This window comes from Enterobacter sp. ENT03, from assembly GCF_019218745.1.
GTDB lineage: Bacteria > Pseudomonadota > Gammaproteobacteria > Enterobacterales > Enterobacteriaceae > Enterobacter_D.
In genome coordinates, this window is record NZ_JAHUXA010000009.1 from 135,732 (window position 1) to 154,237 (window position 18,506).

Annotated in this window: 11 protein-coding genes; 10 read left to right on the forward strand and 1 reads right to left on the reverse strand. The window is 60.2% G+C overall.

Annotated features, from left to right (window positions below):
• The first annotated feature begins 122 nt into the window (after positions 1–122).
• Both yegD and bla read left to right on the forward strand, forming a co-directional pair.
• Entirely contained in the window at positions 123–1,487 is a 1,365-nt protein-coding gene (gene yegD / locus KW828_RS13390; RefSeq protein WP_218336810.1) for a molecular chaperone, read from the forward strand.
• A gap of 4 nt (positions 1,488–1,491) precedes the next feature.
• A complete protein-coding gene (gene bla, locus KW828_RS13395; RefSeq protein ID WP_218336842.1) occupies positions 1,492–2,346 on the forward strand; it encodes a class A beta-lactamase in 855 nt (284 codons plus the stop codon).
• A 187-nt stretch (positions 2,347–2,533) separates the two neighbouring features.
• On the opposite strand, the gene KW828_RS13400 is transcribed toward bla, so the two are convergent.
• Entirely contained in the window at positions 2,534–4,507 is a 1,974-nt protein-coding gene (locus KW828_RS13400) for a PhoX family phosphatase (RefSeq protein ID WP_218336811.1), read from the reverse strand.
• Positions 4,508–4,723: 216 nt separating this feature from the next.
• On the opposite strand from KW828_RS13400, the gene KW828_RS13405 reads away from it, so the two are divergent.
• The 8 genes from KW828_RS13405 to yegS all read left to right on the forward strand — a co-directional run bounded on the left by KW828_RS13405 (position 4,724) and on the right by yegS (position 18,385).
• A complete protein-coding gene (locus KW828_RS13405; RefSeq protein WP_218336812.1) occupies positions 4,724–5,944 on the forward strand; it encodes an MdtA/MuxA family multidrug efflux RND transporter periplasmic adaptor subunit in 1,221 nt (406 codons plus the stop codon).
• Positions 5,944–9,066 carry an MdtB/MuxB family multidrug efflux RND transporter permease subunit gene (locus tag KW828_RS13410; protein ID WP_218336813.1) on the forward strand — a complete coding sequence of 1,041 codons (3,123 nt, stop codon included), beginning with the start codon at positions 5,944–5,946 and terminating at the stop codon, positions 9,064–9,066. The genes KW828_RS13405 and KW828_RS13410 overlap by 1 nt, the downstream gene beginning before the upstream one ends.
• Positions 9,067–12,144 carry a multidrug efflux RND transporter permease subunit MdtC gene (gene mdtC, locus KW828_RS13415; protein ID WP_218336814.1) on the forward strand — a complete coding sequence of 1,026 codons (3,078 nt, stop codon included), beginning with the start codon at positions 9,067–9,069 and terminating at the stop codon, positions 12,142–12,144.
• Positions 12,145–13,554: an MFS transporter gene (locus KW828_RS13420; RefSeq protein WP_129363002.1), complete on the forward strand. Its 1,410-nt coding sequence runs from the start codon at positions 12,145–12,147 to the stop codon at positions 13,552–13,554.
• A gap of 2 nt (positions 13,555–13,556) precedes the next feature.
• The gene (gene baeS, locus KW828_RS13425; protein ID WP_218336815.1) at positions 13,557–14,960 is read left to right on the forward strand and encodes a two-component system sensor histidine kinase BaeS; all 1,404 of its coding nucleotides are present in this window, start codon (positions 13,557–13,559) and stop codon (positions 14,958–14,960) included.
• Positions 14,957–15,679 (forward strand): two-component system response regulator BaeR, encoded by a 723-nt coding sequence (gene baeR / locus KW828_RS13430; protein WP_218336816.1) that lies wholly within the window; start codon positions 14,957–14,959, stop codon positions 15,677–15,679. The genes baeS and baeR overlap by 4 nt, the downstream gene beginning before the upstream one ends.
• Before the next feature lie 200 nt (positions 15,680–15,879).
• Positions 15,880–17,241 (forward strand): tRNA 5-hydroxyuridine modification protein YegQ, encoded by a 1,362-nt coding sequence (gene yegQ, locus KW828_RS13435; protein WP_218336817.1) that lies wholly within the window; start codon positions 15,880–15,882, stop codon positions 17,239–17,241.
• A 244-nt stretch (positions 17,242–17,485) separates the two neighbouring features.
• Positions 17,486–18,385 (forward strand): lipid kinase YegS, encoded by a 900-nt coding sequence (yegS, locus tag KW828_RS13440; protein WP_218336818.1) that lies wholly within the window; start codon positions 17,486–17,488, stop codon positions 18,383–18,385.
• The last annotated feature ends 121 nt before the right edge of the window (positions 18,386–18,506 follow it).

The following is an 18,506-nucleotide window of genomic DNA, read 5'->3' on the forward strand; positions in this document are numbered from 1 at the left end:
GCCTCTCCTGATGGAATTAACTTTCTCATAACAGACTACCTGCACCGGGCACTTTTTGCTTTGCTTTCAAATCCCATTCCGCTAAAGTCGCCCCCCTTCTGCACCGGCCCGGGGAATTCAACATGTTTATTGGTTTTGACTATGGCACCGCCAACTGCTCTGTGGCAGTGATGCGTGACGGCTCACCGCAGCTGTTAAAAATGGAAAACAATAGCGCGCTGCTGCCCTCAATGCTGTGCGCCCCGACGCGCGAAGCGGTCAGCGAATGGCTGCACCGTCACCACGCTGTTCCGGCGACAGAGGGAGAAACCCAGGCGCTGCTGCGCCGGGCGATGAATTACAACCGCGATGAAGACATCGAGGTGCTGCCGGGCAGCGTCCAGTTCGGCCTCAGTTCCCTGCATCAGTACGTGCAGGATCCGGAAGAGGTGTACTTTGTTAAATCGCCGAAATCCTTCCTCGGAGCCAGTGGCCTGAAGCCGCAGCAGATCGCGCTGTTTGAAGATCTGGTGTGCGCCATGATGCTGCATATCCGTTTACAGGCGCAGACACAGCTGCCGGAGCCGATCGACCAGGCGGTGATTGGCCGTCCGATCAACTTCCAGGGCCTCGGCGGCGATGAGGCTAACGCCCAGGCGCAGGGGATCCTTGCGCGCGCGGCAAAACGCGCCGGGTTCCGCGACGTGGTGTTTCAGTATGAGCCGGTGGCGGCGGGGCTGGATTTTGAAGCGACGCTCAGTGAAGAAAAACGGGTGCTGGTGGTGGACATCGGCGGCGGAACGACCGACTGTTCACTGCTGCTGATGGGGCCGCAGTGGCATCACCGCAGCGACCGCGACTCCAGCCTGCTCGGGCACAGCGGCTGCCGCGTCGGCGGTAACGATCTGGACATCGCGCTGGCGTTTAAAAACCTGATGCCGTTGCTCGGCATGGGGGGGCAGACCGAAAAAGGTATCGCCCTGCCGATCCTGCCGTGGTGGAACGCCGTGGCGATCAACGATGTTCCGGCACAAAGCGATTTCTACAGCACCGCCAACGGTCGCCTGTTAAACGATCTGGTGCGCGATGCCCGCGACGGCGATAAAGTGGCGCTGCTGAGCAAAGTCTGGCGTCAGCGCCTGAGCTACCGTCTGGTGCGCAGCGCCGAAGAGAGCAAAATCGCCCTCTCAGACGCCAATGACGTCACCGCCCGTCTGCCGTTTATCAGCGAGGATCTGGCGACCGCCATCACCCGCGACGGCCTGGAAGCGGCGCTCAGCCAGCCGCTGACGCGCATTCTGGAACAGGTGCAGCTGGCGCTGGATAACAGCAATGAAACGCCGGACGTGATTTACCTCACCGGCGGCAGCGCTCGTTCACCGCTGATCAAGCGCGCGCTGGCAGAAAAGTTGCCGGGCATTCCCATCGCCGGTGGCGATGATTTCGGCTCGGTGACCGCAGGGCTTGCGCGCTGGGCACAGGTACAGTTCGGTACGACGGGGAAATAACATGATGAAATGCGTTGGTCTGATCGTCATGCCGCTGTTAGCGGCCCTTGCGCTGGCGGGATCCGCCCGCGCCGACACGCTTTCTGCCGTCAAACAGGCGGAAACTACGCTGGCGGCACGCGCAGGCTACACGGAGCTGGATCTGGCTTCCGGTAACGTGTTGGGCAGCTACCGCGGGAATGAACGTTTTCCGATGATGAGCACCTTTAAAGTGCTGCTGTGTGGCGCGGTGCTGGCGCGCGTTGATGCCGGACAGGAACAGCTGGATCGCCGCCTTCACTGGCAGAAAGCCGATCTCATTACGTACTCGCCGGTGACCGAAAAGCATCTGGCAGACGGCATGACGGTGGCGGAACTGTGTGACGCGGCGATTACCCTGAGCGATAACACCGCGGCCAATTTACTGCTCTCCACGCTGGGCGGCCCGCAAAAGCTGACGGCGTTTCTGCGCAAAACCGGCGATGCGGTGACACGTCTGGATCGCGTGGAGCCGGCGCTGAACGAAGCCCTGCCGGGGGATGTGCGTGACACCACCACTCCTGAGGCGATGGCGAAAACCCTGCGCCAGCTGTTAACCGGCAACACGCTGACCGCGGCCTCGCGGCAGCAGTTAGTGCGCTGGATGGAAGAGGATAAAGTCGCCGGGCCGCTGGTGCGCTCGGTCCTGCCGGCGGGCTGGTATATAGCCGACAAAACCGGGGCCGGTGAACGCGGATCGCGCGGTATTGTTGCAGCGCTGGGGCCAGACGGCACGCCGTCGCGCATCCTGGTGATTTACGTCACAGGCAGCAACACCACCCTGGATGAACGCAACAAACAGATCGCGGCCATTGGCGAGGCGGTGATTAAGCAGTGGTAATATGCCGATTGCCTATTGCCCATTGCCTATTGACCATTGCCCGGCGGCGCTACGCTTGCCGGGCCTACAACGACAACCTAATGATACGCAGGCCGGGTGAGCGTTAGCGCCACCCCCACCCGACAAAATCGCCAACATCGTAGGCCGGGTAAGGCGCAGCCGCCACCCGGCAAAAACAATGACTCACTTACGATCCGATAATCCCGCCATCCGCTTTGGTGATCACCACCGTGGACGAGCGCGGGCGTCCATCCGGTCGGTTATCCGGCCAGTTCGACACCGCGCGCGGGTTCGCTGGATCGGTCACATCATCCCCGCCCTCCCCCGGATGCTGAATATTAATAAACAGCGTGCGGTTGTCCGGCGTAAAGGCGATACCGGTGATCTCACAGCCCCGCGGCCCGGTCAGGAAACGGCGATAATCGTTGCTGCCGGGAATGGTCGCCAGCATCTGGTTATTACCCATCCCGTCATACGCTTTCTGATTGATGGTGCTGGAAGAGACGTCCGTCTGGATCCACAGCACGCCCTGATGGTCGAATGACAGGCCGTCCGGGCTGCCGAACGCTGCGCCCTGCATAGTGCCTTTCGCCTCCGGCTTATCGCCATCGTTACGCCCGGCGAGCACCAGAATATCCCAGCTAAAGCGTGCCGCCGCCGGATCGGCGTTATCTTCCCGCCAGTGCATAATGTGACCATACACATTGTTAGCGCGCGGGTTCGCCGCATCCACCGGCGCTTTGCCCTCTTTGCCGCGATCGCTGTTATTGGTGAGCGTGCAATAGACGCTGCCAGCCGCGTGAGGATCGACGGCGATCCACTCCGGACGGTCCATTTTCGTCGCTCCCACCGCATCCGCCGCCAGACGGGTTTTGATCAGCACATCACCCTGATTTTCAAAGCCCTTGCTGTGATCAAGTCCGTTCTGCCCGAACACCAGCGGCAGCCAGTCGCCGCTGCCGTCTTCATTAAAGCGGGCGACATACAGCGTGCCGGACGCCAGCAACTGCATACTGGCGTCGCGGTTGCCTGCGTCATAGTGTTTATCCGAGACAAATTTATAGATGTATTCGAATTTTTGATCGTCGCCCATATAGACCACCACGCGCTTATCCGCCGCCAGCGTCACCGCGGCCCCTTCGTGCTTGAAGCGGCCCAGCGCCGTGTGTTTACGCGGCGTGGCGTTGGGATCGTAGGGGTCAATTTCCACTACCCAGCCAAAGCGGTTGGGTTCGTTCGGGGTTTTATCCACGCTAAAGCGCGCATCCACTTCGCTCCAGCGGTAGGACTCGTCACTCTCGGCAATGCCATACCGTTTTTCCAGCGCGTTACGCTCGCCTTGCTTAACGAAAATATCGGACCAGTTTTCTTCACAGGTCAGGTAAGTTCCCCACGGCGTATGGCCGTTGGCGCAGTTCTGCATGGTACCAAGCACCCGCTCACCCTGCGGATCGGCGGCGGTTTTCATCAGCGGGTGATGGCGTGCCGGGCCGGACAGTTCCATAGGCGTGTTGACGGTGATACGGCGGGCATAGTTTGACGGGCGCACCACCTGCCAGTCGCTGCCGCTTTTTTTCACCTCAATCACCGAGACGCCCATGGCGTTTTGCCCTTTACGCACCTTGTCGGCATTCCAGTTGGCGGTGCCGTCTTTAAACAGCATGCCGTTATCGATGTATTCGTGGTTCATCGCCAGCAGACCGTGGGCGGCATTGTCTTCACCGCGCGGCAGGCTGAACCAGGCCATGCCGTCGTGGTGCATCCCCGCCTGCGCCGCCTGCTCGTCGGTGGTATTGCTGGCATCAAATTTGAATTCCGGCATCACGCCTTTAATCCCGGTGGCATCGCCCCAGCGGTAAAACGGACGCGCGATATAGCCCTCCGGCACCGTCACGGTATCGGCAGTTGAAACCGGAATGCTGGTAAAGCCCAGCGATACCGCTTTTGCCAGCGCCGTCGGCTGGGTCATCGCCGCAAAGGCGCTTTCTGCGCGCATTAATGCCGGGAACGACACGGCAGCGCCCGCCACCGCGCCCATCTGTAAAAAACGACGCCGCGAGAGAAAAACGTCCTTCACGTCCGAAAACACCGGGTTGGCGCTGCGGTTGCTGATCTCATCGCTGTGTTCTTGTTTGAATACGGATTTTAGTGGCCTGCTCATATCGACTTCCTGTTTCCAGAGGACGGGAAAATAACCATGCGGAGCAGTCTATAAACTTTTTATTACATTTTTATAACAAGGCCAGCGACCACGTTAGTCTGTGCGCCATTCGGACAATTCCCGACAGTGTTTCATATTTCCTCCATTTTTCCGCGGCATAGCATTACTAAACTAGTATCATTCTGCTTAATGTTTCAGGAAGAGATACGAATAACCATGAAAGGCCGTAACAACACCCGCTGGATGATCCTTGCAGGGCTGGTGATCGCCGGACTTGCCGCTGCCTGGTACTGGCACTCCACCTCCGCCGCGCCCGCCGGGCAGCAGCGCCAGGCCGGAGCCGGACGTCACGGCGCGGGCATGCGTGGCGGCCCTTCCCTCGCGCCGGTACAGGCGGCCACCGCCACCCGCGAAGCCGTACCCCGTTATCTGAGCGGCCTTGGCACCATTACGGCCGCGAATACCGTTACCGTGCGCAGCCGCGTTGATGGTCAGCTGCTGGCGGTGCATTTCCAGGAGGGCCAGCAGGTGAAGAAAGGCGATCTGCTCGCCGAAATCGATCCCAGCCAGTTTAAGGTTGCCCTCGCCCAGGCGCAGGGACAGCTGGCGCGCGACAAGGCGACGCTGGCGAACGCCCGCCGCGATCTGGCCCGCTATCAGCAGCTGGTGAAAACCAATCTTGTCTCCCGTCAGGAGCTGGACGCCCAGCAGGCGCTGGTCAGTGAAAGCGAAGGGACGCTGAAAGCGGATGAAGCCGCCGTGGCCAGCGCGCAGTTACAGCTCGACTGGAGCCGCATCACTGCGCCGATTGATGGTCGCGTTGGCTTAAAACAGGTGGATGCCGGTAACCAGATCTCCAGCGGCGACACCAGCGGAATTGTGGTGATCACCCAGACGCACCCTGTCGATCTGATCTTCACCCTGCCGGAAAACAACATCGCCACGATTGTGAAAGCGCGCAATGCCGGGCAAACGCTGAGCGTCGAAGCCTGGGACCGCACCAACACGCAGAAGCTGAGCACCGGCAGCCTGCTGAGTCTCGATAACCAGATCGATGCCACTACCGGCACCATCAAGTTAAAAGCCCGCTTTGAAAATCAGGACGACGCCCTGTTCCCCAACCAGTTCGTCAATGCGCGCATGCTGGTGGATACCGAGCAGGACGCGGTGGTGATCCCGGCGGCGGCGCTGCAAATGGGCAACGAGGGCAATTTCGTCTGGGTGCTTAACGATCAGAATATCGTCAGTAAACACACCGTCACGCCAGGCATTCAGGACAGCCAGAAAGTGGTGATCGCCGCCGGGCTTTCCGCGGGCGATCGCGTGGTCACCGACGGCATCGACCGTCTGACCGAAGGGGCGAAAGTGGAAGTGGTGGACGCGCATGACGCCAGCGCTGCACCAGTGAAGGAACGCGCTAAAGGAGCGAAATCCTGATGCAGGTGCTACCGCCCAGCCGTACCGGCGGCCCGTCCCGCCTGTTTATTTTGCGTCCGGTCGCCACCACGCTGTTGATGGTGGCGATTTTACTCGCCGGGATCATCGGCTACCGTTTTTTACCCGTCTCCGCCCTGCCGGAAGTGGATTACCCGACCATTCAGGTGGTGACGCTCTACCCTGGCGCCAGCCCGGATGTGATGACCTCTGCGGTCACCGCGCCCCTTGAACGCCAGTTCGGGCAGATGTCCGGCTTAAAACAGATGTCGTCGCAAAGCTCCGGCGGCGCGTCGGTGGTGACGTTACAGTTCCAGCTTTCGCTGCCGCTGGATGTCGCCGAGCAGGAGGTGCAGGCCGCCATCAACGCCGCCACTAATCTGCTGCCGTCGGATCTGCCGAACCCACCGGTGTACAACAAAGTGAACCCTGCGGATCCGCCGATCATGACGCTGGCGGTGACCTCCAGCGCCATGCCGATGACGCAGGTGGAAGACATGGTGGAAACCCGTGTCGCACAGAAAATATCTCAGGTGTCCGGCGTCGGTCTGGTGACCCTCTCCGGCGGCCAGCGCCCTGCGGTGCGGGTGAAGCTCAACGCCCAGGCGATTGCCGCCCTCGGCCTGACCAGTGAAACCATTCGTACCGCCATCACCAGCGCTAACGTTAACTCCGCCAAAGGCAGCCTCGACGGCCCGACGCGGGCGGTGACGCTGTCAGCCAACGACCAGATGCAGTCTGCGGAAGAGTACCGCAAGCTGATCGTCGCGTATCAAAACGGCGCGCCGATCCGCTTAGGGGATGTCGCCACCATCGAACAGGGGGCGGAAAACCGCTGGCTGGGTGCCTGGGCCAATAAAGAGCCGGCGATTGTGATGAACGTGCAGCGCCAGCCGGGGGCGAATATTCTCGATACCGCCGACAGCATCCGCGCCATGCTGCCGCAGTTAACCGCCAGCCTGCCGAAATCGGTGGAGGTCAACGTCCTTTCCGATCGCACCACCAATATTCGCGCCTCGGTGTCCGACACCCAGTTTGAGCTGATGCTGGCGATTGCGCTGGTGGTGATGATCATCTATGTGTTTTTGCGTAACGTCCCGGCGACAGTTATTCCCGGCGTCGCGGTGCCGCTGTCGCTCATCGGCACCTTTGCGGTGATGGTGTTTCTGGATTTCTCGATCAATAACCTGACGCTGATGGCACTGACCATCGCCACCGGCTTTGTGGTGGACGATGCGATTGTGGTGATCGAAAACATCTCCCGCTATATCGAAAAAGGCGAAAAGCCGCTGGCGGCGGCGCTCAAGGGCGCGGGGGAAATTGGCTTCACCATTATTTCCTTAACCCTGTCGCTGATTGCGGTGCTGATCCCGCTGCTGTTTATGGGGGACATCGTCGGGCGGCTGTTCCGCGAGTTTGCCGTCACGCTGGCGGTGGCGATTTTGATTTCCGCCGTGGTGTCGCTGACGTTAACGCCGATGATGTGCGCCCGCATGTTGAGCGCCGAATCGCTGCGCAAACAGAACCGCTTCTCCCGCGCCTCCGAGCGCTTTTTTGAACGGGTGATCGCCGCGTACGGGCGCGGGCTGGCGAAAGTGCTTAACCATCCGTGGCTGACGCTGGGGGTCGCGTTTGCCACCCTGCTGCTGTCGGTGTTGCTGTGGGTGATGATCCCGAAAGGCTTCTTCCCGGTGCAGGATAACGGCATTATTCAGGGCACCTTACAGGCGCCGCAGTCGGCATCGTTTGCCAGCATGGCCGAACGTCAGCGCCAGGTGAGCGATATTGTGTTGAAGGATCCGGCGGTGGAAAGCCTGACGGCGTTTGTCGGCGTGGACGGCACGAACCCGGCGCTGAACAGCGCACGTCTGCAAATTAACCTTAAACCGCTCGACGATCGCGATGACCGCGTTCCGGCGGTGACCGAACGGCTGCAAAACGCGGTGGCAAAAGTGCCCGGCGTGGCGCTCTATCTGCAACCGACCCAGGATCTGACCATCGACACCACCGTCAGCCGCACGCAGTATCAGTTTACCCTGCGGGCCTCGTCGCTGGAGTCGCTCAGCACCTGGGTGCCGCAACTGATGAACAAATTGCAGGCGCGGCCGGAGCTGGCAGACGTCAGCAGCGACTGGCAGGACAAAGGGCTGGCGGCCTGGATCAATGTCGATCGCGACAGCGCCAGCCGGCTCGGTATCAGCATGGCGGATGTCGATAACGCCCTGTATAACGCTTTTGGTCAGCGGCTGATCTCCACCATTTACACCCAGGCGAATCAGTACCGCGTGGTGCTGGAGCATGACACCACCAGCACGCCAGGACTGGCGGCGCTGGACACCGTGCGTCTGACCGGCAGCGACGGCGGCGTGGTGCCGCTCAGCGCCATTGCGAAAGTGGAGCAGCGCTTTACGCCGCTGTCGATCAACCACCTCGATCAGTTCCCGTCCACCACCATCTCCTTTAACGTGCAGGACGGTTACGCGCTGGGCGAGGCGGTGCAGGCGATCCTCGACACGGAAAAAACCATCAGCTTCCCGACGGACATCACCACCGAGTTTCAGGGCAGCACGCTGGCCTTCCAGGACGCCCTCGGCAGCACGGTGTGGCTGATTGTCGCGGCGGTGGTGGCGATGTACATCGTGCTTGGCGTGCTGTACGAAAGCTTTATCCACCCGATCACCATCCTCTCCACGTTACCCACGGCGGGTGTTGGTGCGCTGATGGCGCTGATGCTCGCAGGGGCGGAACTGGATGTGATCGCCATTATCGGCATTATTTTGCTGATCGGCATCGTCAAGAAAAACGCCATCATGATGATCGACTTTGCGCTGGCCGCTGAGCGCGAGCAGGGCATGTCGCCGCGGGAGGCGATTTATCAGGCCTGTCTGCTGCGTTTCAGGCCGATCCTGATGACCACCCTCGCCGCCCTGCTCGGCGCGCTGCCGCTGATGCTCAGTACCGGCGTCGGCGCGGAGCTACGCCGTCCACTGGGCATCGGCATGGTGGGCGGTCTGCTGGTAAGCCAGGTGCTGACGCTGTTTACCACGCCGGTGATCTATCTGCTGTTTGACCGCCTGGCGCTGTCGCTGCGCCGCCGTTTCCCGGCCCGCCATGAGGAGGCGTAAGTGAAGTTTTTCGCCCTCTTCATTTATCGTCCGGTGGCGACCATCCTGATTTCGCTGGCCATCACCCTGTGCGGCATTCTCGGCTTTCGCATGCTGCCAGTCGCGCCGCTGCCGCAGGTGGATTATCCGGTGATCATGGTCAGCGCCTCGCTGCCAGGCGCGTCGCCGGAAACCATGGCTTCGTCGGTGGCGACGCCGCTGGAGCGCGCGCTGGGCCGCATTGCCGGGGTCAACGAAATGACCTCCTCCAGTTCACTGGGCAGTACGCGCATTATTCTGGAATTTAAATTCGACCGTGACATCAACGGCGCGGCGCGGGACGTGCAGGCAGCGATCAACGCTGCGCAAAGCCTGCTGCCGAGCGGTATGCCCAGCCGCCCGACTTATCGCAAAGCGAACCCGTCTGATGCGCCGATCATGATCCTGACGCTGACCTCAGACACCTGGTCCCAGGGGCAGCTGTATGACTTCGCCTCCACCCAGCTGGCGCAGAATATCGCGCAGATAGAGGGCGTGGGCGATGTCGACGTGGGCGGCAGTTCGCTGCCTGCGGTGCGCGTTGGGCTTAATCCGCAGGCGCTGTTTAATCAGGGCGTATCGCTCGACGATGTACGCACCGCCATCAGCAATGCCAACGTGCGTCGCCCGCAGGGGGCCGTGGAAGATGGCACCCATCGCTGGCAGTTGCAGACCAACGACGAGCTGAAAACCGCGGCGGAATACCAGCCGCTGATCGTCCATTACCACAATGGCGCGGCGGTGCGCCTTGGCGACGTCGCCAGCGTCACCGACTCGGTGGAGAACGTGCGTAACGCCGGGATGACCAACGCCAAACCGGCGATTTTGCTGATGATCCGCAAGCTGCCGGAAGCCAATATTATCCAGACCGTTGACAGTATTCGCGCGCAGTTGCCACTGATGCAGAAAAGCATTCCCGCCGCCATTGATTTGCAGATCGCCCAGGATCGCTCCCCGACTATTCGCGCGTCGCTGGAAGAAGTGGAGCAGACGCTGATTATTTCGGTGGCGCTGGTGATCCTCGTGGTGTTCCTGTTCCTGCGCTCCGGGCGCGCGACACTTATCCCGGCGGTGGCGGTGCCGGTGTCGCTGATCGGCACCTTCGCCGCCATGTACCTGTGCGGGTTCAGCCTCAATAATCTGTCGCTGATGGCGCTGACCATCGCCACCGGTTTTGTGGTGGATGACGCGATCGTGGTGCTGGAAAATATCTCCCGCCATCTGGAAGCGGGCATGAAGCCGTTACAGGCGGCGCTCCAGGGGACGCGGGAAGTGGGCTTTACCGTGCTGTCGATGAGCCTGTCACTGGTGGCGGTGTTCCTGCCGCTGCTGCTGATGGACGGGCTGCCGGGCCGCCTGTTGCGTGAATTCGCCGTGACGCTGTCGGTGGCGATTGGTATTTCGCTGGTGGTGTCGCTGACCCTGACGCCGATGATGTGCGGCTGGTTGCTGAAAAGCGCGACACCGCGTAGCCGCCCGCGCGAACGTGGTTTTGGTCGGCTGCTGGTAGCCATGCAGCAGGGTTATGGCCGCTCGCTGAAATGGGTGCTCAGGCATACCCGGCTGGTGGGCGTGGTGCTGCTCGGCACTATCGTGCTTAACGTCTGGCTCTATATCTCCATCCCGAAAACCTTCTTCCCGGAGCAGGATACCGGGGTGCTGATGGGCGGTATTCAGGCGGATCAGAGTATTTCGTTTCAGGCGATGCGCGGCAAGCTGGAAGATTTCATGAAGATTATCCGTGACGATCCGGCGGTGGATAACGTCACCGGCTTTACCGGCGGATCGCGCGTCAACAGCGGCATGATGTTTATCACCCTTAAACCGCGGGATGAGCGTCATGAGAGCGCCCAGCAGATCATTGACCGCCTGCGCGTGAAGCTGGCGAAAGAGCCGGGGGCGAGTCTGTTTTTGATGGCGGTGCAGGATATTCGCGTCGGCGGACGCCAGTCCAACGCCAGCTACCAGTACGCGCTCTTGTCAGATGATTTGAGCGCCCTGCGCGAGTGGGAACCCAAAATTCGTAAAGCGCTGGCGGCATTGCCGCAGCTGGCAGACGTGAATTCAGATCAGCAGGATAACGGCGCGGAAATGAGCCTGACCTACGATCGTGAAAGCATGTCGCGGCTTGGCATCAGCGTGCAGGCGGCCAACAGTCTGCTGAATAACGCTTTCGGCCAGCGGCAGATTTCCACCATCTATCAGCCGCTGAACCAGTACAAAGTGGTGATGGAGGTCGATCCGCGCTACACCCAGGACATCAGCGCCCTGGATAAAATGTTCGTCATTAATAACGACGGCAAGGCCATTCCGCTGTCCTATTTCGCGAAATGGCAGCCTGCCAATGCGCCGCTGTCGGTGAACCACCAGGGGCTGTCGGCGGCGTCAACCATCGCCTTTAACCTGCCGGCGGGCGTAGCGTTGTCGGACGCGAGCGATGCCATTAACCGCACCATGACGCAGCTCGGCGTGCCTGCCTCGGTGCGCGGCAGCTTTGCGGGAACGGCGCAGGTGTTCCAGGACACCATGAGCTCGCAGGTGATCCTGATCCTTGCCGCCATTGCCACGGTGTATATCGTGCTGGGCGTACTCTATGAGAGCTATATTCACCCGCTGACGATTTTATCGACGTTGCCCTCCGCCGGGGTCGGGGCGCTGCTGGCGCTGGAGCTGTTCGGCGCGCCCTTCAGCCTGATCGCGCTGATTGGTATTATGCTGCTGATCGGCATCGTGAAGAAAAACGCCATTATGATGGTGGATTTCGCCCTTGAGGCCCAGCGCAACGGCAACATGACGCCGGACGAGGCGATTTTCCAGGCCTGCCTGCTGCGATTTCGCCCGATCATGATGACCACCCTGGCGGCACTGTTCGGCGCACTGCCGCTGGTGATCTCCGCCGGGGATGGTTCGGAACTGCGCCAGCCGCTCGGCATCACCATCGTCGGCGGGCTGGTGATGAGCCAGTTGCTGACGCTGTACACCACGCCGGTGGTGTATCTGTTCTTTGATCGTCTGCGGCTGCGCTTTACGCGTAAAAACCAACAGTTGATAAGTGAGTAAATGACTGACCTGTCCAGAAATGTACGCTGGCAATTGTGGATCGTCGCCGTGGGCTTTTTCATGCAGGCGCTGGATACCACTATTGTGAATACCGCCCTTCCCTCGATGGCGCAAAGTCTCGGGGAGAGTCCGCTGCATATGCATATGGTGATCGTCGCCTATGTGCTGACGGTGGCGGTGATGCTGCCTGCCAGCGGCTGGCTGGCGGATAAGGTCGGCGTGCGAAATGTATTTTTCAGCGCCATCGTGCTGTTCACGCTTGGCTCGCTGTTTTGCGCCCGCGCCGCCACGCTGGACGAACTGGTCATGGCCCGCGTGCTACAGGGCGTCGGCGGGGCAATGATGGTGCCAGTCGGACGACTGACGGTGATGAAGATCGTGCCGCGCGCGCAGTATATGGCGGCGATGACCTTCGTCACCCTGCCCGGTCAGGTCGGTCCGCTGTTAGGCCCGGCTCTCGGCGGCGTGCTGGTGGAATACGCCTCCTGGCACTGGATCTTTTTGATTAACCTGCCGGTGGGCATTATCGGTGCGATCGCTACGCTGTGGCTGATGCCGAATTACACCCTGCAAACCCGCCGTTTCGATATGTGGGGGTTTGTGCTGCTGGCACTGGGCATGGCGGCGCTGACGCTGGCGCTGGACGGACAAAAAGCAGACGGGCAATCTCCGCTGCTGCCGGTGGTGCTGGTGGCGGCGGGCGTGGTGGCGCTGCTGCTCTATCTGCGTCACGCCAGAGACAACGAGCGCGCGCTGTTCCGGCTGACGCTGTTTCACACCCGCAGTTTTTCCCTCGGCCTGCTCGGCAGCTTCGCCGGACGTATCGGCAGCGGCATGCTGCCCTTTATGACGCCGGTCTTTTTGCAGATTGGCCTCGGGTTTTCGCCGTTTCACGCGGGGCTGATGATGATCCCGATGGTGCTCGGCAGCATGGGCATGAAGCGGATTGTGGTGCAGGTCGTGAACCATTTCGGCTATCGCCGGGTGCTGGTCGGCAGTACGCTGGGGCTGGCGCTGGTCAGCCTGCTGTTTATGACGACCGCGCTGCTCGGCTGGTATTACCTGCTGCCGGTGGTGCTGTTTTTGCAGGGCATGATCAACTCGATGCGCTTTTCGTCGATGAATACCCTGACGCTGAAAGATCTGCCCGATGACCTGGCGAGCAGCGGCAATAGTCTGCTGTCGATGGTGATGCAGCTGTCGATGAGCGTCGGGGTATCCGTCGCCGGGCTGCTGCTCGGCCTGTTTGGTCAGCACCATCTGGCAGCAGACAGCGGCATGGCGCACCAGGTCTTTATCTATACCTGGCTGTGCATGGCGGCGATCATCGCCCTGCCCGCGCTGGTGTTTGCCCGCGTCCCCAATGACGCCAGTAAAAACGTGGTGCTTGCCCGCCGCAAAAGGAGATAACGATGAAACTGTGGCGGCCGGGTATTACCGGCAAACTGTTCCTCGCCATTTTTGCCACCTGTATTGTGCTGCTGATCAGCATGCACTGGGCGGTACGGGTCAGCTTTGAGCGCGGCTTTATTGACTACATCAAGAATGGCAATGAGCAGCGGCTCCAGATGCTGAGCGATGCGCTGGGCGAGCAGTATCAGTTGCACGGCGACTGGCGTTTTTTGCGCAATAACGACCGCTTTGTGTTCCAGATCCTGCGCTCCTTTGAACATGAGAACGACGATGACCGCCCAGGCCCCGGTATGCCGCCCCACGGCTGGCGCACCCAGTTCTGGGTTATCGATCAGGACCGGCATGTGCTGGTCGGCCCGCGCTCGCCGGTGCCACGGGAAGGTACGCGCCGGGCGATCGTGGTGAACGGCGCGAACGTCGGCTGGGTGGTGGCCTCACCCGTTGAACGGCTGACGCGCAATACCGACATTAACTTTGATCGCCAGCAGCGGCGCACCAGCTGGCTGATCGTCGGCCTCGCCACTCTGCTGGCGGCGCTGGCGACTTTTTTACTGGCCCGCGGCCTGCTGGCGCCGGTCAAACGACTGGTGGAAGGCACGCACAAACTGGCCGCCGGGGATTTCTCCACCCGCGTTACCCCCACCAGCCCCGACGAGCTGGGCAAACTGGCGCACGACTTCAACCAGCTCGCCAGCACGCTGGAGAAAAACCAGCAGATGCGGCGGGATTTTATGGCGGATATTTCCCACGAACTGCGCACGCCGCTGGCGGTACTGCGCGGCGAGCTGGAGGCGATCCAGGACGGCGTGCGCCAGTTTACGCCGGAGTCAGTGGCCTCGTTGCAGGCAGAAGTGGGCACCCTGACCAAACTGGTTAACGATCTGCATCAGCTGTCGATGTCCGATGAAGGGGCGCTGGCGTATCAGAAAGCGCCGGTCGACGTCATCACCCTGCTGGAGATGGCAGCGGGCGTGTTCCGTGAACGCTTCGCCAGCCGTCAGTTATCCCTCAACGCCTCGTTAACCGAATCTGCCACCGTGTTCGGCGACCGCGACCGGCTGATGCAGCTGTTTAATAATCTGCTGGAAAACAGCCTGCGCTATACCGACGCGGGCGGGCAGTTGTTGATCAGCGCCCGCACCCAGGGCAATACCGTGCTGCTGACCTTTGCCGACAGCGGGCCGGGCGTCACCGATGAACAGCTGGCCCGTCTGTTTGAACGTTTTTACCGCACCGAAGGCTCCCGCAACCGCACCAGCGGCGGCTCGGGCCTGGGGCTGGCGATCTGCGTAAACATCGTCGAAGCCCACGGCGGCACGCTCCATGCTGCCCATTCGCCTTTTGGTGGGGTAAGCATTACAGTTGAACTACCGCTGGAACGCGACAAAACGAGAGATGTATGACTGAGTTACCGATTGACGAAAACACCCCGCGCATTCTGATTGTCGAAGACGAGCCGAAGCTCGGCCAGTTACTGATTGATTACCTGCGGGCTGCGGGCTACGCGCCGACACTGATAAGTCATGGCGACCAGGTACTGGCTTACGTGCGCCAGACGCCACCGGATCTGATGCTGCTGGATCTGATGCTGCCGGGCACCGACGGTCTGACCCTGTGTCGCGAGATCCGCCGTTTTTCCGATCTGCCGATGGTGATGGTGACCGCACGCATCGAAGAGATCGACCGTCTGCTGGGGCTGGAGATCGGCGCGGATGACTATATCTGCAAACCTTACAGCCCGCGGGAAGTGGTGGCGCGGGTGAAAACCATTCTGCGCCGCTGTAAGCCGCAGCGTGAATTACAAACGCTGGATGCGCAAAGCCCGCTGGTGGTCGACGAAGGCCGTTTTCAGGCCAGCTGGCACGGCAAAATGCTGGATCTGACGCCAGCCGAGTTCCGCCTGCTGAAAACCCTCTCCGGCGAGCCGGGGAAAGTGTTTTCCCGCGAGCAGTTGCTGAACCACCTGTATGACGATTACCGCGTGGTGACGGATCGCACCATCGACAGCCATATCAAGAATCTGCGCCGCAAGCTGGAGGCGCTGGACGAAGAGCAGTCGTTTATCCGCGCGGTGTATGGTGTCGGCTATCGCTGGGAAGCGGATATGTGCCGCGTGGCGTAATTTTCCCCTCTCCCCCACAAATCGCGCACGGACTCGCTTCTCTCCCTCTCCCCTGGGAGAGGGCCGGGATGCGGGGCGACTTAACACACCGGTTTACTCCCCCGCCCCACAGCGCTACAATTCCCGCCCTAAAATTAAGGGATCTCCCCAACCGTCTCACCCCGTGAGCGGATCTGACCTGTCATCAGAACGAGAAAATCATGTTTAAACCGGAACTCCTCTCCCCGGCGGGAACGCTGAAAAATATGCGTTACGCCTTTGCCTATGGTGCCGATGCGGTATATGCGGGCCAGCCGCGCTACTCCCTGCGCGTGCGTAATAACGAATTCAACCACGAGAATTTACAGCTGGGCATCAATGAAGCCCATGCACTTGGTAAAAAATTCTACGTGGTGGTGAATATTGCGCCGCACAACGCGAAGCTGAAAACCTTTATTCGCGATCTGAAACCGGTGGTGGAGATGGGGCCGGACGCGCTGATCATGTCCGATCCGGGGTTAATCATGCTGGTGCGTGAACACTTCCCGCAGATGGATATTCACCTGTCGGTACAGGCAAACGCCGTGAACTGGGCGACGGTGAAGTTCTGGAAAAGCATGGGCCTGACGCGGGTGATTTTGTCGCGCGAACTGTCGCTGGATGAAATCGCCGAGATCCGCGCGCAGGTGCCGGACATGGAACTGGAAATCTTCGTGCACGGCGCGCTGTGCATGGCGTACTCCGGCCGCTGCCTGCTGTCGGGCTATATCAATAAACGCGATCCAAATCAGGGCACCTGCACCAACGCCTGCCGCTGGGAATATAACGTTCAGGAAGGCAAAGAAGACGACGTGGGGAATATCGTGCATGTGCATGAGCCGATCCCGGTGAAAAACGTCGAGCCGACGCTGGGCATCGGCGCGCCGACCGACAGCGTGTTTATGATCGAAGAAGCCAAACGTCCGGGCGAATATATGACCGCCTTCGAAGACGAGCACGGCACCTACATCATGAACTCGAAAGATCTGCGGGCTATCGCTCACGTGCCGCGCCTGACGGAAATGGGCGTGCACTCGCTGAAAATCGAAGGCCGTACCAAATCCTATTACTACTGCGCGCGCACCGCGCAGGTGTACCGCAAAGCCATTGATGACGCGGCCGCCGGACTGCCGTTCGACGAAAGTCTGATGGACACGCTGGAAGGTCTGGCGCATCGCGGTTATACCGAAGGCTTCCTGCGCCGTCATACCCATGATGATTACCAGAATTACGAGTACGGTTTTTCCGTCTCCGAACGCCAGCAGTTTGTTGGCGAATTTACCGGCGAGCGCAACGGCCATCTTGCTGCCGTACAGGTGAAAAATAAATTCAGCGTTGGTGACAGCCTGGAATTAATGACGCCGAAAGGTAACGTTAATTTCACGCTGGAGCATATGGAAAATGCCAAAGGCGACGCGATGCCGGTCGCGCCTGGCGATGGCTATACCGTCTGGCTGCCGGTGCCGGAAGATGTGGTGCTGGACTATGCGCTCTTGATGCGTAATTTCAACGGCGAAAATACGCGCGCACCGCACGGTAATTAATTGAGCCGCGTGATTTTTTCAGGAGATTAGAATCGGATCACATACCGCTTCGTTCTTTATGGGTACTATCCCGCCTGCTGAAAAACATAAACCATAAATGCTAGCTGTACCAGGAACCACCTCCTTAGCCTGCGTAATCTCCCTTACGCAGGCTTATTTTTTTCCCCGCCTTTCAGTTTCTTCTTACGCGCTCTGCTTCCGCCTGAGATACACTTCTTTCATTGGTTCTGTTTGAGGCATCAGGATGAGCACCTATCCTTCCAGTTTGATGATTTTAAATGGCAAAAGCGCCGGTAACGATCCGCTGCGCGACGCCATCCTGTTACTGCGCGACGAAGGCATAGATATTCAGGTGCGCGTCACCTGGGAGAAAGGCGATGCGGAGCGTTATGTGCAGGAGGCGGTGCAGCTTGGTGTAGAGACGGTGATCGCCGGCGGCGGCGATGGCACCATCAACGAAGTGGCGACCGCACTGTATAAAAACGGCGGTGAAAACGCGCCAGCGCTGGGCATTTTGCCGCTCGGCACGGCAAACGATTTCGCTACCAGCGCCGCCATTCCCGAATCGCTGGATAAAGCGTTACAGCTGGCGATTGTCGGCAAAGCGGTGCCGGTGGATATTGCTCAGGTCAACGACGACACCTGTTTTATCAATATGGCGACCGGCGGCTTTGGCACACGCATTACCACCGAAACGCCGGAAAAACTGAAAGCCGCGCTTGGCGGCGTCTCCTACCTGATCCACGGTCTGATGCGGATGGACACGCTAAAACCGGACCGTTGCGAAATCAAAGGCGATCATTTTCAGTGGCAAGGGGATGCGCTGGTTATTGGCATTGGCAACGGGCGTCAGGCGGGCGGCGGGCAGCAGCTTTGCCCCGACGCGCTGATCAACGACGGTCAGCTGCAGCTGCGGATCTTTACCGGCGATGAACTGCTGCCAGCGCTGGTGACGACGCTCACGCAGCCGGAAGACAGCCCGAATATTATCGACGGTAAATCCGCATGGTTTGAAGTGACCGCCCCGCACGAGATCACCTTTAACCTCGACGGCGAGCCGCTGAGTGGACAGCATTTCCGCATTGAAGTGTTGCCCGGCGCATTGAAATGCCGTTTGCCGCCGGACTGTCCGTTGTTACGTTGATGGCGTTGATCATGCCGGGTGGCGGCTGCGCCTTACCCGGCCTACAGCGCGAATCGCGAGTAGCGAATAACGACCAGGCCCGGCAAGCGGAGCGCCGCCGGGCAAAGAGCAAACAACAAAC